The organism is Tumebacillus amylolyticus (assembly GCF_016722965.1).
Lineage (GTDB): Bacteria > Bacillota > Bacilli > Tumebacillales > Tumebacillaceae > Tumebacillus > Tumebacillus amylolyticus.
Genome location: NZ_JAEQNB010000003.1, coordinates 553,694 through 564,803 on the forward strand (window position 1 = coordinate 553,694; position 11,110 = coordinate 564,803).

Annotated in this window: 8 protein-coding genes, 12 tRNA genes, 1 rRNA gene and 1 riboswitch; of the genes, 4 read left to right on the forward strand and 17 right to left on the reverse strand. The window is 55.5% G+C overall.

Annotation, left to right across the window (positions count from 1 at the left end; genetic code table 11):
* Positions 1–55 precede the first annotated feature (55 nt).
* The 3 genes from JJB07_RS12630 to JJB07_RS12640 are packed head-to-tail and all read right to left on the reverse strand — an operon-like array spanning position 56 to position 2,626.
* Entirely contained in the window at positions 56–889 is an 834-nt protein-coding gene (locus JJB07_RS12630) for a MetQ/NlpA family ABC transporter substrate-binding protein (protein ID WP_201635535.1), read from the reverse strand.
* Positions 890–923: 34 nt separating this feature from the next.
* Positions 924–1,595, reverse strand: coding sequence for a methionine ABC transporter permease (locus JJB07_RS12635; protein ID WP_201635537.1), 672 nt, complete (start codon positions 1,593–1,595; stop codon positions 924–926).
* Entirely contained in the window at positions 1,595–2,626 is a 1,032-nt protein-coding gene (locus tag JJB07_RS12640; RefSeq protein WP_347338346.1) for a methionine ABC transporter ATP-binding protein, read from the reverse strand. The genes JJB07_RS12635 and JJB07_RS12640 overlap by 1 nt, the downstream gene beginning before the upstream one ends.
* An 86-nt stretch (positions 2,627–2,712) precedes the next feature.
* A riboswitch (SAM riboswitch) is annotated at positions 2,713–2,835 on the reverse strand.
* Between the two features lie 204 nt (positions 2,836–3,039).
* Between JJB07_RS12640 and JJB07_RS12645 the strand changes: the two genes are divergently transcribed.
* Entirely contained in the window at positions 3,040–5,229 is a 2,190-nt protein-coding gene (locus JJB07_RS12645) for a beta strand repeat-containing protein (RefSeq protein WP_201635541.1), read from the forward strand.
* A 132-nt stretch (positions 5,230–5,361) separates the two neighbouring features.
* On the opposite strand, the gene JJB07_RS12650 is transcribed toward JJB07_RS12645, so the two are convergent.
* The 13 genes from JJB07_RS12650 to JJB07_RS12710 all read right to left on the reverse strand — a co-directional run bounded on the left by JJB07_RS12650 (position 5,362) and on the right by JJB07_RS12710 (position 7,331).
* Positions 5,362–6,177, reverse strand: a complete 816-nt coding sequence (locus JJB07_RS12650; RefSeq protein WP_201635543.1) for a hypothetical protein — start codon at positions 6,175–6,177, stop codon at positions 5,362–5,364.
* A gap of 104 nt (positions 6,178–6,281) precedes the next feature.
* Positions 6,282–6,358 (reverse strand) — tRNA-Ile (locus JJB07_RS12655).
* 7 nt (positions 6,359–6,365) lie between these two features.
* Positions 6,366–6,439 (reverse strand) — tRNA-Gly (locus tag JJB07_RS12660).
* Positions 6,440–6,463: 24 nt separating this feature from the next.
* Positions 6,464–6,540, reverse strand: a tRNA-Asp gene (locus JJB07_RS12665).
* Between the two features lie 9 nt (positions 6,541–6,549).
* Positions 6,550–6,625 (reverse strand) — tRNA-Val (locus JJB07_RS12670).
* A 4-nt stretch (positions 6,626–6,629) separates the two neighbouring features.
* Positions 6,630–6,706: transfer RNA gene (locus tag JJB07_RS12675), tRNA-Glu, on the reverse strand.
* Between the two features lie 8 nt (positions 6,707–6,714).
* A tRNA-Thr gene (locus JJB07_RS12680) sits at positions 6,715–6,790 on the reverse strand.
* Positions 6,791–6,793: 3 nt separating this feature from the next.
* Positions 6,794–6,869: transfer RNA gene (locus tag JJB07_RS12685), tRNA-Ala, on the reverse strand.
* Positions 6,870–6,878: 9 nt separating this feature from the next.
* A tRNA-Arg gene (locus JJB07_RS12690) sits at positions 6,879–6,955 on the reverse strand.
* Positions 6,956–6,969: 14 nt separating this feature from the next.
* Positions 6,970–7,045: transfer RNA gene (locus tag JJB07_RS12695), tRNA-Lys, on the reverse strand.
* A gap of 5 nt (positions 7,046–7,050) precedes the next feature.
* Positions 7,051–7,125 (reverse strand) — tRNA-Gln (locus JJB07_RS12700).
* 37 nt (positions 7,126–7,162) lie between these two features.
* Positions 7,163–7,238: transfer RNA gene (locus tag JJB07_RS12705), tRNA-His, on the reverse strand.
* Between the two features lie 9 nt (positions 7,239–7,247).
* A tRNA-Tyr gene (locus JJB07_RS12710) sits at positions 7,248–7,331 on the reverse strand.
* A 289-nt stretch (positions 7,332–7,620) separates the two neighbouring features.
* Between JJB07_RS12710 and JJB07_RS12715 the strand changes: the two genes are divergently transcribed.
* From JJB07_RS12715 to JJB07_RS12725, 3 genes are read left to right on the forward strand one after another with little or no spacing between them, the layout of a single operon-like run.
* Positions 7,621–8,904 carry an acetyl-CoA hydrolase/transferase family protein gene (locus tag JJB07_RS12715; protein WP_201635545.1) on the forward strand — a complete coding sequence of 428 codons (1,284 nt, stop codon included), beginning with the start codon at positions 7,621–7,623 and terminating at the stop codon, positions 8,902–8,904.
* 33 nt (positions 8,905–8,937) lie between these two features.
* Positions 8,938–9,675, forward strand: coding sequence for an ATP-binding cassette domain-containing protein (locus tag JJB07_RS12720; protein ID WP_201635547.1), 738 nt, complete (start codon positions 8,938–8,940; stop codon positions 9,673–9,675).
* Positions 9,672–10,955, forward strand: a complete 1,284-nt coding sequence (locus tag JJB07_RS12725) for an ABC transporter permease (protein ID WP_201635549.1) — start codon at positions 9,672–9,674, stop codon at positions 10,953–10,955. Before JJB07_RS12720 ends, JJB07_RS12725 begins: the two co-directional genes overlap by 4 nt.
* Before the next feature lie 38 nt (positions 10,956–10,993).
* Here the strand turns inward: JJB07_RS12725 and rrf are convergent.
* Positions 10,994–11,110, reverse strand: a 5S ribosomal RNA gene (gene rrf / locus JJB07_RS12730).

Genomic DNA, 11,110 nt, shown 5'->3' on the forward strand with positions numbered 1-11,110 from the left:
CTGCAGACGGAACCTCTCCTCCTCCCTGCGAGGGGAGTCTGTTTCTACTATAGACTTAGAACGCCGGGATGATCGAGCCTTGGTATTTGTCTTCGATGAACTTCTTCGCTTCCGGAGAGTTCAGAGCTTTGGCGAGTTTTTTCAGCGCTTCGTTGTCCTTGTCCTTGGTGTTGACGGTCAGAACGTTTGCGTACGGGGAATCTTTGTCTTCAATGATAAGGGCGTCTTTGGTCGGGACGAGTTTCGCTTCCAGCGCGTAGTTGGTGTTGATCATCGCGAGGTCCACTTCCGGCAGAACACGCGGGAGCATGGCAGCTTCGAGTTCTTTGAACTTGAAGTTTTTCTTGTTTTCGGTGATGTCTTTGAGGGTGCCGGAGATGCCGACGCCGTCTTTGAGCTTGATCAAGCCTTTTTTATCGAGCAGGGCGAGGACGCGGCCTTCGTTGGTGACGTCGTTCGGGAGCGCGATGCTTGCGCCGTCCGGCAGATCGTTTACGTTTTTGTACTTCTTGGAGTAGCCGCCGATCGGTTCAACGTGAACCGGGGTCAGCGCGGTGAGGTCAAGTTTGTGTTCCTTCGCGAAGGAATCTTGGTACGGAACGTGTTGGAAGAAGTTCGCATCGAGCGTCCCGTCTGCCAATTTCAAGTTCGGTTGCACGTAGTCGTTGAAGGTGACGATGTCGAGCTTCACGCCTTCCTTCTCCAGTTGCGGTGCGATCGCTTTGAGGATTTCTTCGTGCGGAACCGGAGAAGCGCCGACTTTCAGGGTGACGACTTTGTTGCCGCCGTCGGTGGTGGAGCCTGCCGTATCGTTTTTCGCAGAAGTGCCGCAGCCGACGAGGGAAGCGGAGAGCAACAGAGAGACAGCGCCGAGGATCAATTTTTTCATGGGTGGAATCATCCTTTCAGGAGTAGGGTTTCTTTTATTTGCGGTTGAAGCGACGGACGAGTTTGTCGCCGACACTTTGGAACACTTGGACCAGAACGATCATGATGACGGTGGTGACGATCATAACGTCCGTTTGGAATCGTTGGTACCCGTAGCGAATCGCGAGGTCGCCCAGACCGCCGCCGCCGATGACACCCGCCATCGCGGTGTAGCCCACGAGTGCGACGAGCGTAATCGTGATGCCGGCGACGATGCCGGAGCGAGCTTCGGGAAGCAAGACCCGTGCGATGATCTGCCAAGTCGTGGCTCCCATCGATTGCGACATTTCGATGACGCCTTTGTCAACCTCCCGAAGTGAAACTTCCACCAAGCGGGCGAAAAACGGCGCGCTGCCGATCACCAGCGGTGGAATCGCCGCCGTCACCCCGATGGAGGTCCCGACGAGAATCTGCGTGAACGGAATCAGCATGATCATCAAGATGATGAACGGAATGGAGCGGAAGATGTTGATGATAAAACTCAGGACGGCGTAGACCCCGCGGTTTTGCAACAAGTGACCCGGTGAGGTCAAGACAACCAAGATGCCAAGCGGCAAACCGATCAGTGCGGTGAACAGCGTCGAGAGCGAAACCATGTACATCGTCTCGCCGAGCGCTTTCCAGATATCCGTCCAATCGACGTTGACGAACAGTTCCTTGAAATCCATTACAGCAGCACCTCCACTTGCAAGCCTCGTGCTCGCAGTTGTTGCACCGCATCCCGTGCGTCGGCCGGTTCCCCCGTGATCTCCAACACCAAGCGCCCGAACGGGGTGTCCTTGATGCGGTTGATCGTGCCATGCAAGATGTTGAACTGAACGGGGAGCGACTGCAAAACTTGGAACATCACCGGCTGGAACGTGGTGTCGCCGAGGAACGAGACTTGCACGACTTGGTGGCGATTGCGCTCTGACTCCGGCATGACGCGGTATTGCTCCAAGAGCTCCAACGGGAAGTCGAAATCGCTGACTTGCTCGACGAACTCCTCCGTGATGCGCTGCTTCGGGTTGAGGAACACGTCTGCAACGGGGCCGAGTTCCACGATCTCGCCGTCGTCGATGACGCCGACTCGGTCGCAAATTTCGCGGATGACGTGCATTTCGTGCGTGATCAACACGATGGTGAGGTGAAGTTTTTTGTTGATGTCGCCCAGCAGTTTCAAGATCGACTGGGTGGTCATCGGGTCGAGTGCTGACGTGGCTTCGTCGCAGAGCAAGACTTTCGGGTCGTTGGCGAGTGCGCGGGCGATGCCGACGCGTTGTTTTTGTCCGCCGGAGAGTTGCGCCGGGTATTTTTTCGCGTGGTCCGTGAGGCCGACGAGGTCGAGCAGTTCACGGACTTTTTTATCGACGTCGCTCTTCGAACGCTTGGTGAGGCGCAGTGGGAAGGCGATGTTTTCGTAGATGGTTGCGGACGAGAGCAAGTTGAAATGTTGGAAGATCATCCCGATCTCGCGGCGCGCCGTTTGCAATTCGGACGAGGTCAGTTGTGTCAGATCTTGGCCGTTCACGATGACCGAGCCGGATGTCGGTTTCTCCAGCAAGTTGATACAGCGGATCAGCGTGGACTTCCCCGCGCCGGAATGGCCGATGATTCCAAAAATTTCGCCGCGTTCGATGGTGAGATCGATTTTTTTCAGCGCGGTGATCGATTTTTTGTCTACGATGTAATCTTTGCGAAGATTTTGCAAGATGATCACCGTGGTCCCTCCTTCGTTATGGTCCGGGATAATAAAAAAGTGCCCTTCAACAGTGAAGGACACAAATGCACATGGCGGATTCGCGTCTCTCATCTGTCAAGACTGTACAGTCTTACAGGAATTGGCACCATTTCACTCAACCTTGTACGGTTGTCATGACGGTTGCCGAGGTTTCATCGGGCCAGCCCCTCCACCTCTCTGGATAAGAGAACAATATTAAGTTATTCGGTCGGAATTAATGGTTTTGACTCTTGACTACAGGTTGGAGTATACCATCCTGAGAAAAAGACCGTCAAGCGTTTTTTTCTCCTCCAAATCTTTCAGCGTGTGAGAGAGTCGGTGTGCGGTGATGCTAAGTTCGGATTGGTGGCGAGCCCGTCCACACTATAGAACGCCCCGAGGAGGTAGACACTTTGAAAAAGGTAACGACTCTAGCTGGCGTTTTTCTCCTGTCCTCATCTCTGCTTGCAGGCTGTACGAATCAGGCGGCACCGAACGGGTCGCCGGATGGAAAGAACGAGACGTATGACACCTCTCGCGGCGGCAAAGTTCTCGACACTCGTGATCCGCGGTATACTCCGCGCAATCTGACGCCTGATCGTGCGAACAACATGAACATTCGCGGGTACAGTGCGGCAGATCGCGGCGGGCGTATGAACGGATTGACGACGGGGAATCGCGGGACTGCAACGGGCGATCTGAACGCTCATGCCGACCCGCAATTGGCGAATCGGATCGCGTCGATTCCCGGTGTGTCGAGTGCGCGTGTCATTGTGAACGGCAACACGGCGTATGTGGCTGTGAATTCTCCGACCAACCGTCATGCGATTACGAAGCAAGGGGTCACGACGAAAAGTATCACGGGCAGCCGCGATACGGGGACGACTTCGCTGAATGACCATCGTGTGCAAGGGCCGGTGGGCACTTCGACCACGAAGGGTGCAGGCACTCCGGTGCAAGTTGGCAAGTCGGGGACGAATACGGCGGCGAGCAACAACAACACCGGGATCATGCGCGGGACCGGTTTGTCGATGCCGTACGCATTGGTTTCGCCGCCGATTGCCAACGTCGGGGGGACGAATTCTCCGTCGATCAAGAGCAACAACCAGACGGGCTATGGCGTGTATGGCGGTGGTGCCAATACGGGCATGAGCGGCTACGGCAACTCGGGCACGGCGACAGGCACCAATACGTCGAACTACAACTCGTTGAACACGGGGAATGCTGTGAACGGGCAAGGTTCTGTGTTTAACGGGAATGGGTATGCGAATTCCTACAGCAATCCGTACGGTGCTTCGACGTATGGGACCTCTGGTACGGCCGGCACTTACGGTGCGGGGTCCAATGCAGGTACGTATGGAACTGTCGGCGGCACCGGGAAAGTTTCCGGAACCGGCAATCCGGGGACGGTTGGGTATCTGAACGGGTACGCAAACGGGACGAATACCACAGGCAACAATTCGGGAACCTATGGTTCCAGCAACTACGGCACGTACGGGGCCGGGACGAACTACGGCACGACTTATGGGCGTGACGAAATGCGCGGCAATCGTGCAGGGACCGGTACGAATTACGGCACCTATGGCACGGGAACAGGCACGAACTCCGGAACTTCTGGGGCGGGGTCTAGCAACAATTACGGCACCTATGGTACGGGGGCCGGTACGAATTACGGAACTTATGGTACGGGCTCTAGCAACAATTACGGCACCTATGGTACGGGGGCCGGTACGAATTACGGTACGTACGGTGCAGGTACTCCCTCGAATTACTCGGGCACCTATGGTACGGGGACTGGGACGACTTCCGGCACGTACGGCACCACCGGTACGGGGACTCGTACCTCGGGGGCCAATATGGGCTCGACGTACAGCGGTTCCAAGTCAGGGGCTCGCGCGTACGGGATGACCGGCGGCGGCACGGCAGGTACTGCGGGGGTTGCAGGTTCCAACGCCGGCATCTATGGCTCCAACGGGGCTTCGTCCGGCAATGGCTCCAACAACACCTACGGCCTGTACAGCTCCTCCACGGGAGCCGGCAACCTGAACGTCTGGTCGGACAACACCATGTCCGACGACCTCCGCGCTCAGATCGTCCAAGCTGTTCGCCAAGCAAATCCGTCGATCAAAAACGTCTACGTCACCGCTTCGCCGTCTCTCATGAATCGCTTCAATCAATACCTGAGCGGCACCAAAAACGCCGGCACCAACGCGGTGCGCAACGCAGGCGGTGCCACGACGAACGCCGTTCGTAACTTCGCAGGCACTGCTGCGTACACCGGCCAAAACTTCTTCAACGACATCCGCACCGGGTTCCGCAACGTGACTTCGAACATCACCAACCGTGTAACAGGCCATACCACGAACTACAACATGGGCACGACCTCCGGCGCAGGCACCGGCCAAACGTCCGGAGCAGGCACGATGTCTCGTGGCGGCATGACCACCAATGGTTCCTCTCAATCCGGCACCTTGGGCACCCAAGGCACACCGATGGGTGGCTCCAATACCGGTTCTGCAGGATTCGGCACCACGCCGAGCGGTTCGACCACCGGCAACGGGGCAGGCGTTCCGTCCAACAACGGTACTTGGATGAACCGCTAACCAGGATCTGCACCAATTGCACCAAGTGAAAAAGACCTCGTCCCCTCGCGGACGAGGTCTTTTTTTCCCCGCTGACGTCCGAAAAAACGCCACTTGCTCGCGGGGAGCAAGTGGCGTTTTTTTCAAAAAGCCTTACAGGAAATCTCGGCGCTCCAAGTGCATGTCTCCGATGTGGTAGTCGGCATGGTTCATCGTGAACGAGATGTTCTCCGCATCGCCCAACTCCCCGAACGTCCGCGCCAACATCTTGGCGACTTCGTTGGCTTCCTCGTCATCCGGACGCTCCCAGAATTCCACGCGGCCGGAAATGTTGTCGCCAATCTCATCGACCGACACGAGGCCCAGCGTATAATGTTCGTCGTCATGCAAGTGGTATTTCGTATGCTCCCCCTTGCGATACGCGACGGAGAGGTGGAACGCTTCGTCATCTTCATCTGCGTCCGTTTCGTAGAAGATCTCGTCGTCTTCGTCATCGTCAGCAAACTCGATGCTGCTGCCGATATCCAGATCGTCGAATTCCATCACGTCTTCGTCTTCGCAGTCTTCGTCTTCGCAGTCTTCCTCCTCGTCCTCATCAAACGCATCGACGAACTCCAAGTTCTCCTCGTAGGCGTCGATCTCGTCGTCCTCTTGGACCGTCTCCACCGAAAGAACTTCGAACGGCTCCATCTCAATCATCGACGAGATGTCTCCGTAGACCATGACCACCGAGCTGTCTTCTACGCCAAGCGCTGCGTTCAAATGCTCGATGTAGGTGCGGACCTCCTCGGTGACGAGTTCCATGTCGTCCTCTGACACCGATTTGGTGTCGATCTGGATCGTGCCTGTCAGCACATCCCCTTCACGGTAGACGAGGTACACATCTCCTGCCCAGTTGTCGTTGAGGTAGATGCTGACCGTTTCTCCACCCGGCGTACGCAATTCAGGCTTCAGTACCACTTGTTTCATCTCGGAGTTCCCCCTTTGCACATAGAGTCTCCTTTAGTATTGCCCGTGTGCGCAAGAAAAAAAGACCCCTTCTGCTTGAGAAGGGGTCTTTTCCTGTTACAAGTTGGTGGGCCCAAGAAGATTCGAACTTCCGACCTCACGATTATCAGTCGTGCGCTCTAGCCAACTGAGCTATGGGCCCGTATTAATGGAGCGGGTGATGGGAATCGAACCCACGCGACCAGCTTGGAAGGCTGGAGTTCTACCATTGAACTACACCCGCAAAAGAGGTATTGCTTGTAAAAAGTGGCGGAGCTGACGGGATTCGAACCCGCGGTCTTCCGCGTGACAGGCGGACATGTTAGGCCACTACACCACAGCTCCGTATAAAAATGGTGGAGGTTGACGGGATCGAACCGCCGACCCTCTGCTTGTAAGGCAGATGCTCTCCCAGCTGAGCTAAACCTCCATCTTGGTGACCCGTACGGGATTCGAACCCGTGAATGCCGCCTTGAAAGGGCGGTGAGTTAAGCCGCTTCTCCAACGGGCCAAGATACATGGTGCCTTTTACCGGAATCGAACCGATGACCTCATCCTTACCATGGATGCGCTCTACCTACTGAGCTAAAAAGGCATCTGGTGGAGAATAGCGGATTCGAACCGCTGACCCCCTGCTTGCAAGGCAGGTGCTCTACCAACTGAGCTAATCCCCCGTGAAAAAATGGCGCGCCCTGAGAGATTCGAACTCCCGGCCTTTTGATTCGTAGTCAAACGCTCTATCCGGCTGAGCTAAGGGCGCATATTGGGTGAAAATGGTGAGCCATGAAGGACTTGAACCTTCGACACCCTGATTAAAAGTCAGGTGCTCTACCAACTGAGCTAATGGCTCGCAAATGGCTGGGGAGGAAGGGATCGAACCTTCGCATGACGGAGTCAAAGTCCGTTGCCTTACCGCTTGGCGACTCCCCAACGAATGCTATTGGATGTTTCCATACTTGTTACATAGTGGGGCGATCGAGGGGAATCGAACCCCCGAATGCCAGAGCCACAATCTGGTGCGTTAACCACTTCGCCACGACCGCCACATGTAATGGTGGAGAGAGAAGGATTCGAACCTTCGAAGCTTACGCAACGGATTTACAGTCCGCCCCATTTGGCCACTTTGGTACCTCTCCACGTATAAGAAGTATTTCGTTTTCGTATCGCTCTCTTGCGGCGACGTTTATTAAGATAACACATCGTCTTGCGAGAAGTCAATACTTTTTTCAAAAACCTTTTTTCAAGCGTCGTTCGCGTGTGTGTCTCTCGCGGCGACAGGACTTATCTTAGCACGTCTTCCTCTCCTGCTCAACGGCTTTTCTCGAACAAATTTGCACAATGGAAGCATTCCGCTCCACAAGGCTCGTCCCAGCGCGGGTATTCTGCTGTTTTTCTACAATACTAAAGTGCAAAGGAGCGATGGAGATGAACCACCACGTCTTGTACCAAGAGAAGCTGCGCACCGCCGAAGAAGCGGTGCTTTTGATCGAGCCTCAGGACGACATCATCGTGCCTCTGTCGGCGGGCGAACCCCCGGCGTTGCTCGATGCGTTGCCCGGGCAGATGAGATTGCGGGGCAACCGACTTTTTCAGATGCTCTCTCTGCGCCCTGCATTGGTCGTGCCGGAGGAGCGGATTCGGTTGGTGTCGATGTTTCTGGGGGCCGGTGATCGTCCGGGTTTTGGGAGCGGGCACTTGGATTTGTTGCCGAATCACTTCTCCGACTTGCCGGGGTTGTTGCGGGAGGTTACTTCCAATCGTGTGATCATGGCGACCGTTTCCCCGATGGATGGGCGCGGTTACTTTTCGCTGGGTACGAATTGCGATTACACGGCCACGTTGCTGGATGACGCGAAGTTGATCTTGCTTGAAGTCAATGGGAACATGCCGCGCACGTTCGGGCATAACCAGATTCACATCTCGCAAGTTGCGGCGCTGGTGGAGAACCATGTCCCCCTCCCTACCCTCGGCGAGCCGCAAATTACGGAAAAGGACGCGAAGATCGGGCGTCTGATCGCGGATCTGATTCAAGATGGAGATACGCTGCAGATCGGGTTTGGGGCGATCCCGAATGCGGTGATGGATTTTTTGGCGGGGCATCGGGATTTGGGCGTTTTTACAGAGATGTTGCCGGATAAAGTGATTGATCTTTTTTTGTCGGGCGTGATTACGAATCAGAAAAAGCCGCTGTATACGGGGCAGATGACGACGACGTTTGCCTTGGGGTCGGAGCGATTGTATTCCTTTATGAACGAGTGCCCTCATTTGAGGATGCTTCCGGTGGATGAGTCGAACGATGTGCGGGTGATTGCGCAGATTCCGAACTTGGTGTCGATCAACTCGACGGTGGAAGTGGATTTTCTCGGACAGTGCAATTCGGAAACGGTCCAGGGTCGCTACTACTCTTCGACGGGCGGTCAAACCGACTTTGCACGGGGAGCTCGGCTTTCAAAAAACTGGCGCGGCATCATCTGTTTGCACGCCACAACCAAGGGAGACACCATTTCGAAGATCGTGCCCACGCTCTTCCCCGGTTCGGTGGTCTCCACGTCCAAGAACGACGTCGATCTGATCGTCACCGAATACGGAGTCGCCAAGCTCAAGGGAAAAACGATCCGCGACCGCACGCGTGCGCTGATCGAGATCGCACACCCGAAGTTTCGCGAGGAATTGGAGTTTGACGCTCGCAAAATGGGGTATCTGCTGTAAAATGAGAGCATGACTTTGTAAGGAGGTTTTGTTGTGCTCGAAGTACGCAACATCACAGGCGGCTATGCCCCCGAAACTCCTGTGATTCGCGACGTTTCTCTGCACGTAGATGCGCATGAGATCGTTGGGTTGATCGGGATGAACGGCGCGGGCAAGAGTACGATCCTGAAGCACGTCCTCGGCCTGCTGGAGCCTTTTACGGGCGAGATTATGCTGGAGGGCGGGTCCTTGAGTGCCGACCCGTTGAAATTCCGTTCGCGGATTTCCTACATACCGGAGCAACCGAGGTTGTATGAAGAGTTGACTTTGTGGGAGCACTTGGAGTTGACGAAGTTGGTGTACCGACTGGAAGAGTCGGTTTTTGCAGAGCGGACGAAGCGGTTGCTGGATGTGTTCCGTTTGACGGACAAAGTGAACGAGTTTCCCAATACGTTCTCGAAAGGCATGCAGCAAAAAGTGATGATCCTCTGCGCGTTTGTGGCGGCACCGGATCTTTTGATCGTGGACGAGCCGTTCGTCGGGCTGGACCCGTTGGCGATTCAGTCGCTGTTGGATCTGTTGATCGAAATGAAGCGGGAGGGGCATGGAATTTTGCTCTCGACGCACATTTTGGCGACGGCGGAGCGGTATTGTGACCGGTTTGTGATGGTCAATGCCGGACAGGTGGCGTTGCATGGCACGGTTGACGAGATGCAAGCGCAGTCCGGGCTTGCGGGGGCCACGCTTGAGGAGATGTTCAACCATGTGGTGAGCGGAGGTTCCTCAAGATGAGCGAGGCAGGGAAGGCTGGAAAAAGCGCGGCTGCGGCCGCTCCTTACGGTGTCAGGAAGTTCCATGATATCGGGGATTTGTATGGAGCGCGTGCGAAGCGGGCTTGGTTGCAAGGGGTCTTTTTGATGATGTCGATCTTGCGCAATCAGGGCGTTTTGCTCGCCGCCATTACGGTGGTGATCGGCTCTGCGTTTGGGTACAAGGCGGGGTTGGATCGATTGCCGGCTTCGTTTCCCACCGCCTGGTTCATCGCCATCCTCACAGCGTTCGTCGCCTGCCGAGGGCGGGTACGGACGTTTTTGCAGGAACCGGACTTGGTGTTCCTGTTGCCTGCGGAGGAGCGGATGGGCGCTTATTACCGGCACGCAGGGCGGTATAGCGCTTTTTTCCAAGGCTTGCAGGCGCTTGTGTGGGTCGGGTTGTTTGTGCCGCTCTTTCAGGCGAGGATCGGGCTTGGGGTGGCGTTGCTTTGTGCCGTTGGGGTTTTGGTTCTGAAGCTGTGGAATTTGTGGATGTCTTGGCGGCAGATGGTATCGGTGAAACGATTTGAGGCGACCATCGTCGTGCGATTTTTGGGGAATGCGCTGTTTGTGTACGGGATCGTGGCTTTGGAGTGGGTCGCAATGCTTGGCGGGGTGTTGGTGCTGGGGTTGGTGACGGTCTTGCTCGCTCGAAGCCGCCGGGTACGGAGTTTGCCGTGGAATGAGTTGCTCGATCTCGAACAGCAGACGCTCTCGACGTACTACACGATTGCGAGTTTCTTCGTTGAAGTTCCGAAATTGAAAAACCGTGTCAAACGCCGGGCTTGGATTATGGCCCTCGTTCGGCGGATTCCGATCAACCAGAAGTTGCCGTACCTCTACCTGTATATTCGGACGTTCTTCCGGTACAGCGAGTATTTTGGCATTTACTTGCGGTTGATGGCTTTTGTTGGGGTGATTTTGTATTTCATCCCGAATGTCTGGGTTGCTTTGGTTGTGTTTCTGCTCGGGCTGTTCTTGATGGGCTTCCAATTGCCAAATCTCGCGTCTGAACAGCGGTATTCAGAACTGGTGCGGATCTACCCGCTTACGGATCAGGACAAGAAACGCGGCATTTCGTGGCTTGCGTTGCAGCTGTTGGTGGCCGAGAGCCTCTTGCTCAGTTTGTTGCTGTTGATCTCCGGTCGCGTGCCGCTTCAACATATTGCGTGGATGCCTTTGGCAGGGCTTCTGTTTAGTCTGTACATCGCGTTCTACTATCTCCCCAACCGCTTCATCGAGGAAGAAAAAAAGACCTGATCCGCACGGGATCAGGTCTTTCTTCTATTTAACATGTTGCCTCGCGACGTCCTACTCTCCCGGGACCCTGCGGTCCAAGTACCATCGGCGCTGGAAAGCTTAACTTCTGTGTTCGGGATGGGAACAGGTGTGACCTTTCCGCCATCATCACGAGA

Excerpts from the sequence above, each read along its gene's own strand:
- JJB07_RS12630 (WP_201635535.1), bottom strand. The coding sequence starts at position 889 with ATGAAAAAATTGATCCTCGGCGCTGTCTCTCTGTTGCTCTCCGCTTCC.
- JJB07_RS12635 (WP_201635537.1), bottom strand. The coding sequence starts at position 1,595 with ATGGATTTCAAGGAACTGTTCGTCAACGTCGATTGGACGGATATCTGG.
- JJB07_RS12650 (WP_201635543.1), bottom strand. The coding sequence starts at position 6,177 with ATGAAACAAGTGGTACTGAAGCCTGAATTGCGTACGCCGGGTGGAGAA.
- JJB07_RS12715 (WP_201635545.1), top strand. The coding sequence starts at position 7,621 with ATGAACCACCACGTCTTGTACCAAGAGAAGCTGCGCACCGCCGAAGAA.
- JJB07_RS12725 (WP_201635549.1), top strand. The coding sequence starts at position 9,672 with ATGAGCGAGGCAGGGAAGGCTGGAAAAAGCGCGGCTGCGGCCGCTCCT.